The following is a 19272-nucleotide window of genomic DNA, read 5'->3' on the forward strand; positions in this document are numbered from 1 at the left end:
GCGCGCAGAATATAACGAAGAACGTCCGCATAGCTCACTCGGTGATATGCCACCCGTTATCTATGCGAGGCAAAAACTGGCCGGAGATCCTCATTGGCGGTGGTACTAAAAACCGGAGGGACTACACCCGGAGTGATCCGATTGCAGCGGCGAGAAGTGGACGTTTTTAGGGCGTAAAAACAAAGATCCCGGCACAAGGCCGGGATCTTATTCAAGGATTACGACTACTTATGGAATAAAATCAATTCAAATATGAATTTCTTCTGTAGTAATAAGGATTGGTTGAATATAAGACTCTAATTCATTCTCCATCAACCACTCTGCACCATCCCTTTTAGCGTGAAATTTTATTTTTGGTAAAAAAGTTTCATCGTCTAACGCAATGATTACATTTAGCGCCGAGCTTCTAAATAACTTCCACTTTCTTATCAATTCATTAGAGAAAACGATGGAGTATGCAAGATGTGATCTATCTACATAGTCCTCCATATGAAAAGAATTCACAAAACATTCATAAGCAATTTCATCATCAAAACTTGAGCGCTGCACGGACGTACAATAATCCATCAATCGCTTGGACAAAAAGCTACCTTGTTCTTCTAAAAATCCTAACCCTATTATTTCATTAAGTTTTTCTGGCAACTCCAAATCAACAAAATCATCAGATGTTAATTTGGCAAGTTGTATATTCATTAAGCTATTAGTTAACAAATTACTGTTCCCCCAAATACTTAGACATGCCTTTCTCTACAGCATTTTTAAAAGCTGAATTTTTCAACTGAGCATTTACACTTTTTGGAGCATCAGGAAAACTTTGAGTTATGGGATCATAATAATACTTATTACCTTTATTATCTTGGTAATGTAGCTGCCCAGTTCTTTTTCCTGGTGCTGGGTTTTCCACATCTATACGTTCTTGTCCCTTTCCTTTCCAAATGGTTTTGCTATCTACTCTTACTCCATTTGCACCAAGCATTTGTCCATTTTTATTTAAAGTATAATTTGCTCCTGATTTCCCGCCCTTGGCATTAATCATTGCAGGCACAGTAGCCGCCATCGCTGCCGCTGTATCCTTGTCCAGTCCAAGCGCTTCGAACTTCTGTTGCCACCCTAAATTGGCAACCGTCCCTTCGGCTTCCATACTTGAGCTGTACACTGCTGACAGGTAGTTCTTGAACTCGTTAGGTAACTTGCCGTCAGTGTCCAACTGCTTGATGGCTTGATCGAACACATCCCACTGATCAACCAGATAACCATACTTATTCCCACATTGATCAGGCTGACTGCTACAGAACTCCAGCATTTCCTTCTGCTGTTTTAGGTTGGTATCTACCATGTCCTGAATCACTTGCTGACAGGCTGCACCTTCACACGTCCTAGCTTTCTGAGCAAAGTTATCAAGCTGGGTTACGCTGAGGAAGTTATTCTCCACCGCATTCTTACCCGTCTGTGCCGCGGTCACTGCACCACCAGCATCGCCCGTCGCCAGGCCGCCAGCAAGTCCTGAGGCCAGTTGGCTCAGCGCGCTTACCTGCTGTTTCTCGCTTTCGTTCAGCTGGTCTGCGGTCTTGTCGGGGAACAGCTGGCTGGCTATATAGCGTGCTGCCAGTTCGCCGCCGCCAGCGCCCAGCCCACCGGCTACGGCCGACTGGTTATTCAACTGTGCGGTCACCGCACCCAGTACCGCGTGCGCTATCGCGTTGGCCGCGACATTCACCTGACCGTCGGTGGTGGTCAGCTTCTTGATTTCTGTCGCCAGATACGGTGACGCGCCGCTCGCCAGCGCCCCGGCCAGGTTGTTGCCCGCCAGCGCCGTCAGTGTGCCTGTCACCGCCTGCGCGGCCTTCTGTAGGTCGCTGCCGGTGCCGTATTGCTGCATGGCATTATTATATGCACGCTGCATGACATCTGCGTCGCTGGCCGGTTTGCCATCTTTGGTTAGTTGCTCCCGGGCCTGCGACAGTGCGCCCGGGTCTGTCTGGGCCTTCAGCCCGGCGATTTCGCCCTGGGTGCGGATGACGTCCATCGCCTGACTGCCGATTCAAAAGAGACTACTGCCAATGGCATCTTGGTCAGCGACATTTTCATCCACCTGTCTATTACCCAGCGCCGAAGGTATGCCGTGCCGGACAGTATGAGCACTGAGTTTGCCTCACGATGTTAAAGAGCAAGAATGACAAAATCAGTAGTATAAAGGGATCTTAAAAAATTCATAACTCGTTGTTTTATCATTGTGATATCCGTCGTGGCACGTTCGATTAAATGCTTTGACTAGCTAAGAAACAATTGCTGTGCACTAGGCCCGTTAGTTATCGCCCCAAGGGCGGCATGCCGAACCCCAGCCCGCACTGATGATTAGGGGAAGATGGCTGGAACAGTTGGGCTTCACCACCGGGCAAGCGGATCGAGGTGCTCACCGAACCGGGGCAGTTGATCATCCGCATCGCACCGGCCACGGAGGGCACCGCATGAACATCACCTTTACCCCCGAACCAATACCGGAACTGACGATTAACGGCGACGCCCTCACCCGGCTGGGTTTTATATCCGGCGCACCCTTTCAGCTCACACTCAGGCCCGATGGCCTGTGGATCACCACCGTCACCGATGAAGTCACATGGGAAGCCGTCTGCGCGGCCAGCCAAGACCGGCAAGATTTGGGGGCGGATTGGGTGAGGGATAACGGCGAGTTGATCATCGGCGGCGACTGGCTTATCGAGTCCGGGATCACTGACGCGGAACAGTTGGAGATCACCGCCGCACTCGGTGTTATTCGGTTGCGGCGGCGGGAATAGGGAGGATTTAGAGCTTAAAGACAGTAACCCCGGTCTCAGCCGGGGTTAAACTCAATCAACAAAAGGTGTTATTAAAATACTTTTATGCGTGCTAATAGCCTCGGCGATCATATTTTCGACACTCTCAAGATATGCCGAGATTTCTGTATCAACACTTTCCATCTTTAACTCATTAATTTCACTTGATAATCCAATTAACTCATCATTGCTAAATAATTCTTCATCACAATATGTTAGCTGTGATAAAAGCGGATATTTATCTTGATCCGATTGGGCTAAAAAAACCTCATTATCAGCATAGTTTTCTATCAACTTAACTTGTTGATATTTTTCAACATCCCATAATACAATCGTAAACATAATTAGTTAACCCCCGTTCTGCCAGGGAACGTATTAACTAGGTTTCCTTGTTTATCCGTTATTACCGTCATTATCGACGTAGGAACTCCTCCGCTTTTAGCATCAATACCAATTGGATGCCCTACATCAACAAAGCGCATATAATTTCCTGTTGTTTTAGAATATTGGACAGATGTCTTCACTACAGTATCTGATTGCAAGATCGTCTTCAGTTCATCCTTCGTCACCGTGAAGTGTGACTTATTAGAGCCCCACTCACCGCCGTGTTTCTTCCAGGCATATTCTAGCCCTGAACCTGTCGAGCTATCACCATTTCTGAGGTTGACCCTGGACTGAACGATCGAGCCTTTCCAGACTTCCTTCGCGGTATTGGCCGCCACCGCTTCAGCTTTCGCCGCCGTCGCCTCTGCAGCTGTCTTGCCGATACCGACCGCACCGCCAGCGCCAACACCGCCCGGCACGATGACTTCCGACATCTGGATACCAGCATTATTCAGACACAGCACCACATTACCCGCACAGCCCTGTATCGCTGCTTTTGCTGCCGCTGCGATTTCAGGCGTGGCGGCAGCAAGAATGCCGCCACCAAGACCAGCCGGAAGCGCAACCATCAGCGCATCATTCATCGCCAGCCCTTTCTGGCACGACGCTGAATCCGGATTGTCTGCACAGGACGCTATATTCTTGCCATGCTCCTGTACGAACTTGGTCTGGGTCTCTTCATTTCCACCCAGCAAGTTATTCTCAACCGCATTCTTACCCGCCTGAGCCGCGGTCACTGCACCGCCAGTATCGCCCGTCGTCAGGCCGCCAGCAAGTCCTGCGGCCAGCTGGCTCAGCGCGCTTACTTGCTGTTTCTCGCTTTCGCTCAGCTGGTCTGCAGTCTTGTCGGGGAACAGCTGGCCGGCAATGTAGCGTGCCGCCAGTTCGCCGCCGCCAGCGCCCAGCCCACCGGCTACGGCCGACTGGTTATTCAACTGCGCGGTCACCGCACCCAGCACCGCGTGCGCCATCGCGTTGGCCGCAACATTCACCTGACCGTCGGTGGTGGTCAGCTTCTTGATTTCTGTCGCCAGATACGGTGACGCGCCACTCGCCAGCGCCGTCAGTGTGCCAGTCACCGCCTGCGCCGCCTTCTGTAGGTCGCTGCCGGTGCCGTACTGCTGCATGGCATTATTATATGCGCGCTGCATGACGTCTGCGTCGCTGGCCGGTTTGCCGTCTTTGGTCAACTGCTCCCGGGCCTGCGACAGCGCGCCCGGGTCTGTCTGGGCCTTCAGCCCGGCGATTTCGCCCTGGGTGCGGATGACATCCATCGCCTGACTGCCGATTTCCCCGATAAGCTGCGCCTGTTTGAGCCGGTTCTGCTCCTTCTCTTTATTAAATATCGGGCTGATGCTGCCGTCGTTGGCGTGGTCAGTATCCCGGTTAAGCGCGGTGACTTCCTGCTGTTGCTTGTCCGTATCCCGGACTATCAACGTCCCCTCGCTGACGCCGGCTTTGGTCGTTCCTTGTGCATGGCCGCTGTTGTTCGCCCTCGACAGCATGCCGCCCGCCGTGTTGGTCAGCAGGTCCTTGCCCACCGGTCCACCGGTGCTCAGCGAGCCGCCGCTGTGCTCGGCCTTGTAATCGGCCTGGTTGTGAATATCGCTCCAGCCCAGGGTGCCGGTGTCGAGACGGTTCTTGTCTGTCGTTGCCGTGCTGCCAAAAAGAGACTACTGCCAATGGCATCTTGGTCAGCGACATTTGCATCCACCTGTGTATTACCCGGCGCCGAAGGTATGCCGTGCCGGACAGTATGAGCACTGAGTTCGCCTCACATCAACCGCAAGAAGGTGGCTCTGTGGCTGAAGGATTTCCCGGGGGCGCTGAACGATACCGGCGATGCGCCGGTGTTCAAGCGCCGTGACGGATGGTGCAAGTAACGGCTGAACAAAGATCCCGGCGAGCTGGCCGAGATCTTTGTTCAGTGATTTTTGTGTTGTATATATTGTACTAAACAAACAACACAACTAAAAAAAATACCAATTATCAAGCCAAGAAAAATTATTTCAGTAACATCCTGCTGTTTTATCGAGAAAGAGTCTGTTTTAAAATAAAAAACCACTTCAACAAACACCTTCAATCCAAATAAGAAAAACATTATTAGCAATGAAAACATTAAAGTTAAAAAAGAAAAATACTTCAACATTTTCATTTTTCACCTCACTGGATATTTCCTTGCTTTTGTTATCAACATATTTGTTTGTCATTTCCGAACCAATTGCACCTGTACCACCACCAATAATACTTGGCAATGGAGATGCTACTGGCGGTGCCGATATAGATGGAATATTCAGATTGTATTTTTCTTTAAATCCATTTGACCAAGGATTAAATTGCTTTTCTGCATAAGGAGTAATTTTACCTGCTCCCCAGTAACCCACTGTAGAACCCGCGAAGGCTCCTCCCATAGGAACCCAAGGGGATTTCCCGTCAACAACGCTGGAAAAACCGGCCCCTGCTGTATTAATTACTACTGATGGCTTGTATCCCATGCCAGCAGTCACCCCACCTGTAATAATTGATGTACCAAAGCCTGCCCAACTGAAACTTTCATTAGGATCATTATAAATATTATAACCCTGCATTCCCATATTTGCGGCTCCACTCGTTCCTGCACCTATTACACGGTTGGCTATGGTTTGGCTACCCAACCATTCCCCAATAACTGGAGCTACCGCTTTACTCAATACTGGGATCGCAAGTGTTATTGTCGCGATTGCAGCACGGGGAATATTATTCCCCTGTTGTAGTTCATCATAATTTTTAATTATAGGGCTGAGTTGATTGATACTGTACTTAGCTAATTTTTGACAATCTGCATCGCAATTCGGTGACTGAATCAGCCTGATAAGATCATCTTGTTGCTGAATAAGGTAATCCTTCGATATTTTTGTATCGATAGCTTTTTGCTGTTGATCTTTATCTGCTTTATTTGCGACGTCAATCAGACGTTTTCGTGCATCATCGGAAGAAGCGGCCTTGTATTTTTCAAGCCAAGATGTCGTTTGATCTGCGCTCAGATAGTTATTCTCTACTGTATTCTTACCCGCCTGAGCCGCGATCACTGCACCGCCGGCATCGCCCGTTGCCAGGCCGCCAGCAAGTCCTGAGGCCAGCTGGCTCAGCGCGCTTACCTGCTGTTTCTCGCTTTCGCTCAGTTGTTCCGGTTTCTTATCCGGGAACAGCTGGCCGGCTATATAGCGTGCTGCCAGTTCGCCGCCGCCAGCGCCCAGCCCACCGGCTATGGCCGACTGGTTATTCAACTGTGCGGTCACCGCACCCAGCACCGCGTGCGCCATGGCGTTGGCCGCAACATTCACCTGACCGTCGGTGGTGGTCAGCTTCTTGATTTCTGTCGCCAGATACGGTGACGCGCCACTCGCCAGCGCCCCCGCCAGGTTGTTGCCAGCCAGCGCCGTCAGTGTGCCTGTCACCGCCTGCGCGGCCTTCTGTAGGTCGCTGCCGGTGCCGTATTGCTGCCTGGCATTATTATATGCACGCTGCATGACGTCTGCGTTGCTGGCCGGTTTGCCGTCTTTGGTCAACTGCTCCCGGGCCTGCGACAGTGCGCCCGGGTCTGTCTGGGCCTTCAGCCCGGCGATTTCGCCCTGTGTGCGGATGACGTCCATCGCCTGACTACCGATTTCCCCGATAAGCTGCGCCTGTTTGAGCCGGTTCTGCTCCTTCTCCTTGTTGAATATCGGGCTGATGCTGCCGGCATTGGCATGCTCGGTATCCCGGTTAAGCTGGGTGATGTCCTGTTGCTGTTTGTCGGTGTCGCGGACTATCAACGTGCCCTCGCTGACACCGGCTTTTGTCGTGCCTTCGGCATGTCCGCTGTTGTTGGCACCCGACAGCATGCCGCCGGCCATGTTGGTCAGCAGGTCCTTGCCCACAGGTCCGCCTGTGCTGAAGCTGCCGCCGCTGTGCGTCGCGTTGTAGTCCGCCTGGTTGTGGATGTCCGTCCAGCCCAGCGTGCCGGTATCGAGGCGGTTGTGCTCTTTATCCGCGGTGCTCGCAATGACGGCGCCATCAAGCTGGGTGTGGTCTTTGACCGTGACGTCATACCCGCCTTTGCCCGCAAACAGCCCGGTCTGCTCTTTGACGCTGTCGAAGTTGCTCCTGAGCTTGTCCTGGCTGACGCTCACGTTGGCCGAGCCGGTCATCGAGCCGAAGGTGAAGCTGCCGCCTGCGCTGGCGTTCTGCTGTTTGGCATCATAACGGTCGCTGTCCTGTTCGCTTTCAAGCGTCAGGTTGCGTCCCACATCCACGGTGACTTTTTCCCCGCTGGCCTGCGCCCCTTTCAGGGTCGTGTCGCGGCCGCTGGTCATGCTGAGATGGCTGCCTGCATCGAGGGTAGTTTCGGTATGGGTCAGGCCGTTGCCGTTCTCATATCCCTTGCCCGCGTTGACGCTGGCCGAGACGCTGATGCCGTACCCACCCGAGCCGACGCCGATCCCCACGCCGATGTTACCGCCGCGGCTCTCGTTTTTGCTGACCGTACTTTCGGTGTTTTGCGCAGACTGCAGGGTAATGTCCCGCGCGGCATCAAGCGCCAGGTCTTTGCCCGCTTTAAGTTGGCTGCCGGATATCGCGATATTGCCACTCTCTGCGGTGTTGCGTTTACCGGTGGCCGTTACCGACAGATTTTGCCCGGCCGTAAGCGTGCTGCCTTGCGACTGGCGGCTGTCAGTGCGGGTTTCGCTCTTCGACGACTGGCTGCCGTAGGATGCACTGATGCCCACGGTGTTGGTGGCCCCTTTCGCGGCATCCGGGTTGTCCGGGCTCAAACCGGCGGCGGCGTTTTTTGCATCCGCCGCTTCGGTCAGGGCGTTATCACGGGCATAGGCCTGCGCAGCCTGCACGCCGGACAACGCCGCCTTGGTGTTTTGCAGAGCACCCAGCCGGCTGTCACTTTCTTTTCTGGCCTGCTGCGCCGAGCTGACCGCGGTGTTGAGTGCGCTGCCCACGGTACCCGACAGCGCCACGCTCAGGCCGCTCTGCTTCTGCTCGAAGGTTTCTGTCCGGGTGCGCTGGTCGTAGCCCGGGTCAATGGTCACGCTGTCGCCGGTAAGATTAAGGTCCTTGCCCGCTATCAGGTCGGCGCCACCGATGTGCAGCTGGTTGCCCGCCGTGATACTGACGTTGCCCTGGTTACTCCCGACGGTGCTGACGCTCTGGCTCTGGGTGGTGCCTTTCTCGTCGACTTCGTGTTTACTCGACTGTTTGCCTATTGTGAAGCCGATGCCACCGCTGCTTAGCAGGCCGCTTTTTTTCTTCTCTTCCAGCAGGTAGTGGGACTTGGTTTCGGTGGCTGCACCGATATCGACGTTGTGGCCAGCCTGCAGGTTGACATCCCGGTCGGCGGCAATCGCCGACCCTTTCAGCGTCAGGTCGTTACCGGCAGTGACGCTGACACTTTCCCCGCTGAGTAGGGTGCCTTTCTCGCGCGTGATGCGATCATCGGTCACGGTGTGGCTGCTGCTTTTATTCAGGAAGCCTTTTTTCTGCGAGCGCTCTTCACGGTATTGGGATTCACTTTCGGTGGCGGTGTTGAGCAGGACATCTTTTTTCGCCTGCAGCGCGATGGCCCCTTGTTCGCTGTGCAGCGTACTGCCGGTGACTGTCACGTCGTCCTCACGTCCAATGACCGTCACACCCTGTTGACCGCTGAAGGTGCTGCCCGTGCTGGCTTCGCGCGCGCTTTCCTCTTCGCGATGGCTGCGCGTTTTGCCCTCACGTTTGTTTTCGCTGTCCTGAGCGAGGGTGTGAGTGCGCGCGTCAGTGATGGTCACGTCCTGCGCACTGACGCCAATGCGACCTTCTTTGCTGTCAACTTGTGCTCCTTCGGCCAACAGCTGATTGCCCGCCACCAGGGTGACACCCTGGTCACCGCCGAGGGTGCTGAGCGTCAGGCGCTCTTCCTCGCGGTGGTTGCTGACAGACGAGGTGCGGCTGTCGGCCTCAAGATGCGACGTATTGGTGGTGGTGTCGGCCTTGATGTTGATATCGCCCCCGGCCTGCACGCCCAGCTTGCCACCTGCCTGGGCCTGGCTTCCCATGAGCGCCACGTCCCGCCCGGCCGACAGGCTGAGGTCGCTACCGGCGGTCAACGTGCTGCTCAGCGCCTGCTGCCATTCGCCGCTGACCTGTGCCATGCGCTTGCCTGCGTCCTCCATCCCGGCGCGGGTGCGGTTGCCCATCGAGCCCGAGATGACCTCGAGATCAGCGGTGTGGGTGCTTTTGGCCGTGGTAATGGTCAGGTCGTTGCGCGCGCTCAGGCTGAGGGTGTCGGTGGCGTCCAACTTCGCGCCCGTAAGCCGAATGTCGGTGCCGCGCAGGCTGATGTCGCCCGCGCTCATCGTCGCCTGGCGCAGAGCGTCCTGCAGATTGGTGCTCATCGACAGGGTGTCGGCCTGCACGTCAATACTGCCGGCCTTGATGTCACCGCTCTGGTGCAGGAACTGCCCGGCATCGACGGCGAGGGCCTTGTCGGCAAACAGGTTGCCGGCATTGGTAATGCTGCCCGCCGAGAGTTGCAGATTGCCGCCGCCAATCACCGCGCCATCACCGGTCAGGCGCAGCGTGGTCTGCGCCAGATAGACCTTCGGCACCCACACGGTTTGCGGACCGTCGGCCGTTTGCACCGTCTCACTGACCAGCCAGACGATGTCCTGCCCCAGCGCGGCAATCTGTTCAGGCGTCAGGGCCACACCGGGCACCAGATGGAAGTCCTGCGCGACCTTAGCACCATTGCTCATCAGTTGCTGGTACTGCGCCATCGCATCTTCCCCCCTGACGGACGGTTTACCGGTAAGTGCCAGCACCTGTTCACGCACCAGGCGCTGCTCGTAAAAACCGTCGCCCAGGCGTTTGTGCGCCTGCGCCGGGTCATAACCCACTCGGTCGAGCAGATAATCGCTGCTGATAAACTTATTACGGCTGGTAAAGCGTTCATCGGTGACCACCAGGAACGGGCTGCCTGCCGCCGTATGCTGAGCAAACAGGCCGTTGTTAGGGACGCTGGTCGCCACGCTGCCCAGGTGTTGCATCTGGGTCAGCGCCAGCTCAGAAGGCAGCAGCGGCCGTCCCAGCGGCGATGTTGAGTTGACGCCGGACGGTGTAAGCTGACTCCCCGGAGCCAGCGACATGTCGCCGCCCTGGTGACCAGCGCCTTCCACCGTGAAGGCCAGCGGATTTCGCTCAAGTTCGGCGCGCTCGGCATCCACGGCGTTCAGCGCGGCCTCCAGCCGGCTGATTTGCGCCTGATTTACCGTCGTGTTGGTGATGCTGGCTCCGCTGATGGTGACGTTGCCGTTGCCGGTAATAATGCCGTCAATGGTCGCCAGCGCTGTGGTTTCGTCATGGTTGAACGTCGGATACCAGTGCGACTCGCCCCTGTCGTAGTGGTCGACAATGAACTCCTGGCGCCGCTCATTGATCGAGTAACCCCGGTTGTCCACGCTGCCACCGCCGTCCTGCGTTAGGTCGCCGTTCGCCGTGATGACGCTGGCGTCATTGAACAACTGACCGGTGATGCGCAGCACCATATTGCCCCCAGCCAGAATACGTGCCCCGAGTCCTTCGGAGATCAGTTTGTCTGCCGTCACCGTACCGGTCACTGTGCGCTCGCGCAGGGTGTTGTAGTCACTCACAAAGGGGGCGGTGGCAATATCCAGAAATTTCACGGGATCCCACACAACGGCTTGCCCGATATCATGTTCCCGGCGGAAGGAGTTTTGATAAGGCGTTGGGATAACGTCCTGATTCCACCCGCGCACGTCGTAAAATGTCATGGCATAACTGCCGTCAGTGTTGGGTTTGAGCGCAAGGTAGTTGATCCACAGGTTGATCAGTTGCCCTGTATTGTCTTTCACTCGCACTTGTGCCCGTTTAGCCGCAGCGTCAATGTTCAGCAACGTACCATACGGGTTGCTCTCTGCGGCTGCTGCATCACGGAATGTCAGTTGTTGAGTGGTCGGCGCTATGGTGCTGACATCGGTATTGACGCCTTCGCCGTAAGAGCGCCAGTAATAGTTGTAGCGATGCCACTTATAGTCGCTCTTTTGTGCATCGCGCTGTATCTCAAGCCCTTCGCGCAGGTTGTCCAGCCGGCGGGCCTCGACGGTGAGGTCGCCGTCCGCTTCAATAAAGCTCGCCCGGTTCTCAATCAGGTCACCGCTGCGAAGAGACAGACGGTTGCCACTGTAGAGTAGGGCGCCGTCGCGGTTGCTCAGGCGTTCACCGGCTGTAAGCTGAAGGCTCTGAGTCGCCGCCATCACCGCCGGCGCTCCGTGGTTGTTAATGATGCGCCCGAGCACGGTGATATCGTCACCCATCAGCGCGGTGGCGTTGTCCAGGGTATCGACGTTGAGCGTTATCCTGTCAGCCTCAATACGTCCGGTATTTTGCAAGGCTTCGGTCGTCAGCTGCAGCGTTTTGCCCACCAGGGTGGCCGGATTAGTAATGCTGGCCGCATTGAGCACCAGGTTGCCCGGCAGCAACCAGTCCGCGAGGTTGTTAAAGACACCGCTCAGGGAGAAGGTGACCGTGCCGTTGCTGCTGAGGGTTTCGCCCGCGCTGTGGGTGTGATCCTGCTGCGCGGTCAGCGTCAGCGCCTGCAGGCCCAGCAGGGTACCCTGTTGGTTTTCCAGGGTGCGCGTATGCAGGGTCAGGGCACCGGCACTCTCCAGCCGTCCGCTCTGATTGAGCAGGGCGAGCGGTGAGTCGGTCGGTGACAGTTCGGCGTTGATATCGAGATTGCCATTAGCCAGAATATGACCCTGGCGGTTGTCTAACTGTGAGACCGCCGCGAGGGTGAGGGTGGCGGCGCTTTGCAACCGGCCTGCCGTGTTGTCGATGTCGCGCGCGGTAATGCTGGTGTGCGTGGTGCCCAATATCAGGCCGCCGTCGCGGTTATTCAGGCGGTCGGTTTGTACGTCAAGCGACGCCTGGCTGCTGAGCGTTCCCTGACCGCTGTTGTCGAGCGCGCCAGCGTTGATCTTCAGCCCCTGCGTGGCGACCAGTTGGCCGCCCTGATTGTTCACCTGTGTGGCGTCAAGCGTCAGCGATGCACCGCTGTGAACCTTGCCCTGCGGATTGTTAAGCCGGTCGATGTGATAGCTGCCCGCCCCCTGACTGATGAGCGTGCCGCGAGTGTTGTCCAACTGCGAGGTCGACAGGGCAATGCCGCCGCGGCTGCTGAACACGCCCTGTCGGTTATTGATGTTGCCCGCCGTCACCTGCTGTTCACCATTGCTGCGTACCGCACCGTCAGTATTGTCAAGCAGGTTGAGAATGCGCAGCGTAAGCGCCTGCTGGGCGTCTATCGTCCCACCGGCATTGTTCAGCGCCTGTGCGTCGAGCGACAAGGCTTCGCCGCTCTGTAGCTTGCCGCTATGGTTATCCAGCCCGCCGTTCAGATTCAGGCGTAGTTGCTTTTGACTGTACAGCTGGCCGCTCTGGGTATTGTTGAGGCTCAGGGCGGCAATGTTCAGTGCCTCACCGGCCAGCCACTGGCCGCCGGCGTTGTTTATCGAGCCTGCGACGGCGCTTTCAGTCGTGCCCTGCACGGCAAGCAGCCCTTGCGCTGAAACCTTGCCAGCGCGGTTATCGACATCCTGCGCAACGCGCAGTACCAGATCCGCCGCCGACTGCACCACGCCTTTAGCGTTGCCCAGCCAGTCCGCCGCAAGTTGTGCGGCCTGCAGGCTCTGTACACTGCCTTCAGTATTGTCAAAGCCGCCGCTGATGGCCTGCCAGCGGCCCTGGCTGCCCATCCAGCCCTGCGCGTTGACCATATCCTGCGCCTCAAGCCTCTGAGATAATTGACTGAAAATGCGTCCCTGTCCGTTATCCAGCGTCCCGGTGAACTGCATGTCCAGACTATCCAGCGCGTTGATAGCCCCCTGAGCATTTAGCAGGTTTGCAGCGCGCACCCACGTGCTGCCGTTGCCGGTAAACCTGCCGCCCTGGTTGTTCCATTCTCCCGCGAGGCTGAGGGACAGCGTGTTTTGGCTGAAAACCAGCCCCGATTGACGGTTGGTCAGTCGCCCGGTGTGGAGGGACAGGGCTCCGCCGCTTTGCAGCGATCCGCCGTCATTGTCAAACAGGCTGGTCGTGCCTGTGTTGACGACGAGGGCCTGCTGCGCGGTCAGTTTGCCCTGGCGGTTAAGGATATCTCCTGCACTGTCATAGGTCAGGTCGCCGCCGGACTGCAACTGGCCGCCGGTATTATCGAGGGTGCGTGCGGCGGCGGTCACCTGTTGGCCACCTTGTGCGGTACCGCCACGGTTATCCCAGTCGCCCCCGGCGTTTAGCGAGAGGACATGACCGGCCTCAAGCCAGCCGCGGGCATTGTTCAGCCCCTGCTGCGACGTCAGGGTTGCATCGTTTTGGGCGACGACCTTACCCAGCGTGTTATCCAGACTGCCGGTCGTCAGCGTCAGCGACTCACCGCTGATTTCGCCCTCTCCGTTTGCGAGCACACCCGCCGCGGTGAGGGTGAGCTGCTCACCGCCCAGCAGTTTGCCCGCGTCGTTGCGCACGTCCCGGGCGGTCACGGTAGTCTGCCCCGTTGCGGTGAGCGTGCCGCCGCGGTTATTCAGGTCGCCGTTGGTGTGAACCGCCAGCGTTTTACCTGCGCCAATGAGTCCCCGGGCATTGTCCAGCCCCTGGCGGGCACGCAGGTCTAAGGTCTGTTGGCCAATCACCTTGCCCTGCGTATTATCGAGGCCGTCAGCGCTTACCGTCAGCGCCGTGCCGCTGATTTCGCCACCGCGGTTAGAGGCGTGCCCTGCGGCATTGAGGGTTAACTGCTGGCCGGACAGCAGCTTGCCGTCGTCGTTGTTGACTGTATTCGCCACCGCCGTCAGTGAGGTTTCGCCCTGCGCCGTGCCGCCCTGGTTGTTCAGGTCACCGGTGCGAATGTCCAGACCTTTGCCCGCCCCTATAAGGCCGCGCTGGTTGTCCAGCCGGTCTGTGGTCAGGCCGAGGTCGCTCTGGCTGATGACCTGCCCCTGGGTATTATCCAGATGCCCGGCCGTCAGGGTGAGCCGGCCGCCGCTCAGGGTGCCGGACTGATTGCTGACGTCACCGCCCGCGCTGAGCGTCAGGGCGTTGCCGGCCAGCAGGTCACCTCCCGCGTTGTTGACCGCGCCGGAGGTCTGCACCGTCAGCGCCGCCTGCGTTTTTACCGTACCGTCCTGATTGTCCAGGCTGCCTGCGTCAAGCCGCAGGTCGCCGTTGCTGCCCATCTCGCCGCCCGCATTGTCGAGCAGGCCACCGACCCGCCACTGCTGCGCCACGTTATCAAGTGCAAACAGGCGGCCGCGTCGGTTGGTCAGCGCCGCTGCGTTGAAACTGAGCTGGCGGCTTTCTATGGTGCCGCCGCTGTTGTCAAGCCGTCCCGTCAGCGTGAAACGACTCTCGGCACTTTCCGTTTGGGACCAGGCGGCCTGCTGATTGAACAGGTCACTGGCATCGACTTCCCAGCGGCCTGCTTTAACCTGAGCCTGCCGCGCATCAATATCACCAGCGGTGTTAATGGCAAGCTGTTCGCTGTCGATGGCGGACTGCCGCAGCGCCACGCCGCCTTCCCGTGCGCTCAGCCCGGCACGGCTGGCTGCGACGTTCGCGCCACTGATATCGATCCGGCGTCCGCTCACATCAACCTCTTTTTTACTGAGCAGGCTGCCGCTCGCACGAATATCGCCCTGGCTTTCCAGGCGCAGGCTGGCATCGCGTACAATCTGGCTGTTGGCATCGCTGCCCGCCAGCAGATGCCCGCTGCTCTCTATGCCGCGGGCGGCGCTGAGGTGCACATCACCCGCCGCAGCCAGGGTGCCTGTCTGCGTCAGCGTGGCCTCGCGGCTCTGCACGGAGAGTTGGCCGCCGCCGTGTAATTTACCCTGATAGTCGACAGCGTCTCTGGCCGCGAGGCTGATATCGCCGCCGGCCTGCGTGACGGCATTTTGCGCATCCGACTGCCAGCTGAGCTTGCCCTCGCTGCTTACGGTCAGCGTCTTACCCGCCTGAACCTGCGCGTTCTGATTGCGCACGCCCACGCCGGCTTCGGTGCCTATCATGCGAATACTGCCGCTGTACATGCCGCCCATCTGGCCCATGTCTATCGCCAACTGGGGTTTAGCGCTGCCGTCATCAGAGAGCGGCGCCACGGTTTTTCCGTCCGCACTTATACGGTTGCGGCCGGCGACCACCGACACGCCCTCTTTGGCCCAGACGCCGGCGTTGACCTCGACCGCACGGGCGAGGATGTCGACGTACTCGGTATCATGACGGACGTCTCCGTTGAGTCCGCCACCTTCAATGCGCACCACGCCGCGCTCAACCTGGTATCCCGCCACGCTGCCGTCGGCGTTGATCTGCGGCTTGCCGGTGGTCAGCGTCATGCGTCCGGCGTTGATGGTGCCGCAGCCGTTGCACACAATGCCTGCAGGGTTAGCCACAATCACCTGTGCCTTGCCGCCGGCCACTTCCAGAAAGCCCCGCAGCTGGCTGGGATTATTGCTGTTCACTTCGTTGAGGATAACCCGCGCCGGTGCTGCATTGGGATTGAGATGGGGGTTGCCCTGGATCATCCCGGCCATCTGGGTGGACGTCATCACCGCCGAGTTGTTGAGGATGGCGCCTTTTTGCTCGACGTCGAACTGCTGATACTGGTTGTGCGATACCCCGGACGGATTAGGGGCGGTAATGTTGACCTGCGGCAATCCGTTCTGGGTGGCGATCACCTCCGGCCGCTGGCCGGGCGCGGCGCTGCCGTCCGCCACAATGCTGTTGGCCATGACCGGCCCGGCAAACAAAGCCAGCCCCAGCAGCCACACCGCACGCCGCAGGGTCACCCATAAACGATCCCCTCCCGTGAGGCCGGTACCGCGGTGCTGGCCGGGTTCGGTGCTGCAGCTGCGGGCCAGTTCGGACACGACCCGCAGTTCCCCGTGGGTACGGCTAAATATCAGGCGGTAGCAATGTTTGTTCATGGGGTTCTTCCTTGAGAAAAGTCAGTCCGTTCTGTCAGTATCAATAAAGAGGGCGGTATCACGCCCGGGCATCAGATTTCAAGATTGACGCTGAATCCGGCCGTGGCGCCCGAGGTGTGGAAGCCTGATGGCTTATAGAGCGGTATGCCGGCAAAAACGTCGTAACTCAACCGGCCCCACAGCGCCCCGCGCACGCCAACCGCGCTGCCGGCCAGCTGGTGACCGACCAGGTATCGCGTACCCGGCCCGTCCACCCGGCCGTAGTCGGCCGCGAGGTACAGCTCGTGGCCGCTTGCGAATACGTTCCAGGCGATGTCGTTACGCCAGAGCAGGCCTTTCTCGCCGGACAACACCTGTTCGCCGTCAAAGCCGCGCACCGTGTAACGCCCTGCAATCGCCATGCGCTCCTGGGGCGTCAGCGCGTTCGGGCTCCACTGTCCGCGAAGGTGGGTGTATACCCGCCAGGGTTGCTCACCCACAGTAAAGGGCTGGTTGATGCCCAGGTCACCGAGCAACATGCCTGTCCGTGCGCTGCCTTCATGACGCGATTCTTCCGGGGCCGGCAGGGCGTTGAACGCGCCGGTTCCGCGTCGCCAGTGGATATTTGCGTCAAGGGTGGTGGTCCCGAGGTAGCTGCGCTGGTTGAGCCCCAGCTCCCAGCCGGCGGTGCGCCGCTTCTGCTGGTCGATATCGATGTCGTTTACGGCGTTGGTCGAATGCTTGCGGTAAGCGCGCAGGTTTAGCGTTGTTTTGTGCGACTGGTCGCGGTACAGCAACCGGGAGACTGTCAGCTGAACGTTGTCGCTTTTACCGCTGTAGCGCAGCACTTCGTTGGCGTTGGGGATGTTCTGATGGTAGGTATAGTCGTTGTAATTGGCGGAAAAACCCCAATAACCCACCGGGAAAAAGTAGTTCAGCGTGTGCGAACGGTTACCAAACGGACCGTGCTGGAACAGGTCTTTACCGACGTTGGCATAAAACAGGTCGTTCTGTGCAAAAGGCGCATCGAGTGCTAACGTCGCGGAGCCGAGATACCGTCCGGTACTTTTAGAGCCGCTGTCATCGAGGCCCAGGCTGAGCCGCACCGGCCGGACTTCCTGCCAGTTGACCAGCAGGTCACTGGTGGCATCATGCTTGCCGGGGACAATTTTGATGTCGGCGGTGGCGCTGGGCACCCGCCGGAAATTCTCCAGTCCCTGCTCGATGTCGCGTAAGTTCAAAATATCGCCTGATGAGGCGGGGAGGGCGTTCCACCATCGCCCGCGCCACGAAACGGGTTGGTCAAAGCGAACGTCGCCGATGCGCCCGGGCTGCAGAGTCAGCGTCAGGATGCTTTTGGTCAGATCCTGCTCCTGCGCCATAACGCGGGTGGTGATGTAGCCTTTAGCCAGTATGGCGTTTTGCACCTTATTGATGACCAGCACAATACCCTGGCCGCCCAGGCAGCGCCCTTTGGCGTCATCGGCGGCGCTAAGTGCCCACTGAAAGCGGTCGGCAGACTCGCCGATCAGGATTATCTGGTTAATGGTAAAGCAGGGACTTTCGTGGGCAGGATAGTCAGGCAGCGCAATGTCGGGACGGGCAAGGCGCGTATCCGTCTGCGGGGTATTTTGGCTTTGTAGGGCGCTTTCACGCTCTTGCTGACGCAGTTGCTGGCGGGCATCGAGTGTCGCAGCCTCTTGCTCAAGGGCGCCGGGCTGGCTGGCAGCAAATATCGGGGAAGAAAGGGTTAGCAGCATTCCAGTAATCACAGGAACCCACGCTTTTGGCTGACGCCAGAGCGTTATAAAAATCCTTTTCATGAAAAATCCGTTTCATAAAGTGTAAAGATGTGTAACTTGACGGTAATTATTCATTCAACAGACTAGAAAGCAAGCAAATTATATTTTTTGGGCGTACGGCGCTTTGTGTTTACAGACCATCGTTCGTGCAGTGTTGGCCATAATACAATGCCCGATCCTGTCGTTTGTGGGATGACACTTCAGCTTGCGCATATGGCACGCAGGCGAAAGCCGTCCCGGCATGGGCAGCCTGACAGGATGCGAAGGGCAAAGTGATTCTGGTCGGGTCGGTGAGTCGTTGATTTACGGGGAACGGAACAAGGGGCGAGTGACTTGCGGGACTGCGCAATACGTTGTTGCATCCAGGTTTCCACTTCACGTTTGAACCCAGTGGGTGCCCTTTGTCATCCGTTTCTGAGAAATCAACGAGTTTTCCCTTTTCATCTGTCGTGATGCCCTAAGCGATTCATCGCCTGTGCCATGGCCTGGCCGCTGCTGCGCATGGTTTGTTGGTAATGAGCGGCTGCGCTGACAAACGCCGCAAGCAGTTCTCTGTCCTGTTGATGTTGAAAATATTCCGGGTGCCACTGTACGCCGAGACAAAAGTGATAGCCGTCGCATTCTATGCCTTCGATAACCCCATCCGGTGCCACGGCATTGATACGGCAACCTGCGCCCACTGTTTTCACAGCCTGATGGTGGGAGCTGTTGACCTCATAACGCAATGAATCCACACAGCGGCTAAGCAAGGTGCCTGCAAAGATCTCTATTTCATGACGCGCGCGTTTTTTGCCGCCGGTATTTTCAGTATTGACTGTGGTGTTGTGTTCGAGTGCGTCGGGAAGTGCATCGGGGATATGTTGATGCAATGTGCCGCCGGTAAGCACCGCCAGCAGTTGTTGACCACCACAAATGCCGAGCAGCGGCATATTGCGGCGCATGGCCCCCTGCACGATGGCAGTTTCAAACTCAGTGCGTGCCGGTTTCAGGCGAATGTGATCGCTGGATTGCTGTTCGTTGAACAGTGAAGGCGGAACGTCAAAGGCACCGCCGGTGACCACAACCGCATCGCATAAAGAGAGATATTCGTCTGCCAGTTCGCCGTGGTGGGGCAGCGCCAACGGAACGGCTCCAAGTTCTGCCAGGCTGCTCATATAATTTTGGCGCAATGCGTACCAGGGTGAATCGGAGTATCCGCCAGCCTCTTCGCTATCCAGCGTCACGCCAATAACCGGCTTAGATTGAAATTTTGTGCTCATCATAATCTGCCGCACTCCGTAGTTAACCCAA

Annotated in this window: 9 protein-coding genes and 2 pseudogenes; 4 read left to right on the top strand and 7 right to left on the bottom strand. The window is 57.4% G+C overall.

Annotation, left to right across the window (positions count from 1 at the left end; all coding sequences use genetic code 11):
• Positions 1 to 109 (top strand): integrase core domain-containing protein (locus IEV89_RS19695; protein ID WP_188471404.1); only part of this gene is annotated, 109 nt, incomplete at its 5' end.
• Positions 110 to 246: 137 nt separating this feature from the next.
• Here IEV89_RS19695 and IEV89_RS19700 read toward each other — a convergent pair.
• Complete coding sequence (locus IEV89_RS19700) at positions 247 to 711, bottom strand: PM0498 family protein (RefSeq protein ID WP_144417054.1); 465 nt, start codon at positions 709 to 711, stop codon at positions 247 to 249.
• Between the two features lies 1 nt (position 712).
• Entirely contained in the window at positions 713 to 2026 is a 1314-nt protein-coding gene (locus tag IEV89_RS19705) for a VENN motif pre-toxin domain-containing protein (protein WP_188475223.1), read from the bottom strand.
• Positions 2027 to 2286: 260 nt separating this feature from the next.
• Here IEV89_RS19705 and IEV89_RS19710 point away from each other — a divergent pair.
• Positions 2287 to 2472: pseudogene (locus IEV89_RS19710) on the top strand (SymE family type I addiction module toxin).
• A complete protein-coding gene (locus tag IEV89_RS19715; protein ID WP_188475224.1) occupies positions 2469 to 2795 on the top strand; it encodes a SymE family type I addiction module toxin in 327 nt (108 codons plus the stop codon). Before IEV89_RS19710 ends, IEV89_RS19715 begins: the two are co-directional and overlap by 4 nt.
• Before the next feature lie 51 nt (positions 2796 to 2846).
• Here IEV89_RS19715 and IEV89_RS19720 read toward each other — a convergent pair whose 3' ends face one another.
• Positions 2847 to 3155 carry a hypothetical protein gene (locus IEV89_RS19720; RefSeq protein WP_188475225.1) on the bottom strand — a complete coding sequence of 103 codons (309 nt, stop codon included), beginning with the start codon at positions 3153 to 3155 and terminating at the stop codon, positions 2847 to 2849.
• 2 nt (positions 3156 to 3157) lie between these two features.
• Complete coding sequence (locus IEV89_RS21825; RefSeq protein WP_229746540.1) at positions 3158 to 4738, bottom strand: VENN motif pre-toxin domain-containing protein; 1581 nt, start codon at positions 4736 to 4738, stop codon at positions 3158 to 3160.
• Positions 4739 to 4975: 237 nt separating this feature from the next.
• Between IEV89_RS21825 and IEV89_RS22090 the strand changes: the two are divergent.
• Positions 4976 to 5080, top strand: a pseudogene (locus IEV89_RS22090) (SymE family type I addiction module toxin); the annotation flags it as partial.
• A 183-nt stretch (positions 5081 to 5263) separates the two neighbouring features.
• Here IEV89_RS22090 and IEV89_RS19730 read toward each other — a convergent pair.
• The 3 genes from IEV89_RS19730 to IEV89_RS19740 form a co-directional block, all read right to left on the bottom strand.
• Positions 5264 to 16201, bottom strand: coding sequence for a hemagglutinin repeat-containing protein (locus IEV89_RS19730; RefSeq protein ID WP_229746541.1), 10938 nt, complete (start codon positions 16199 to 16201; stop codon positions 5264 to 5266).
• A gap of 71 nt (positions 16202 to 16272) precedes the next feature.
• The gene (locus IEV89_RS19735) at positions 16273 to 18003 is read right to left on the bottom strand and encodes a ShlB/FhaC/HecB family hemolysin secretion/activation protein (RefSeq protein ID WP_188475226.1); all 1731 of its coding nucleotides are present in this window, start codon (positions 18001 to 18003) and stop codon (positions 16273 to 16275) included.
• A gap of 419 nt (positions 18004 to 18422) precedes the next feature.
• Entirely contained in the window at positions 18423 to 19244 is an 822-nt protein-coding gene (locus IEV89_RS19740; protein WP_229746542.1) for a gamma-glutamyl-gamma-aminobutyrate hydrolase family protein, read from the bottom strand.
• Positions 19245 to 19272: the final 28 nt, after the last annotated feature.

The sequence above is a fragment of the Hafnia psychrotolerans genome (assembly GCF_014639435.1).
GTDB lineage: Bacteria > Pseudomonadota > Gammaproteobacteria > Enterobacterales > Enterobacteriaceae > Ewingella > Ewingella psychrotolerans.

Bases quoted from the DNA above. Each gene is read 5' to 3' on its own strand.
- IEV89_RS19705 (WP_188475223.1), bottom strand. From the start codon at position 2,026: ATGGACGTCATCCGCACCCAGGGCGAAATCGCCGGGCTGAAGGCCCAG.
- IEV89_RS19715 (WP_188475224.1), top strand. From the start codon at position 2,469: ATGAACATCACCTTTACCCCCGAACCAATACCGGAACTGACGATTAAC.
- IEV89_RS19720 (WP_188475225.1), bottom strand. From the start codon at position 3,155: ATGTTTACGATTGTATTATGGGATGTTGAAAAATATCAACAAGTTAAG.
- IEV89_RS19730 (WP_229746541.1), bottom strand. From the start codon at position 16,201: ATGAACAAACATTGCTACCGCCTGATATTTAGCCGTACCCACGGGGAA.
- IEV89_RS19735 (WP_188475226.1), bottom strand. From the start codon at position 18,003: ATGAAAAGGATTTTTATAACGCTCTGGCGTCAGCCAAAAGCGTGGGTT.
- IEV89_RS19740 (WP_229746542.1), bottom strand. From the start codon at position 19,244: ATGATGAGCACAAAATTTCAATCTAAGCCGGTTATTGGCGTGACGCTG.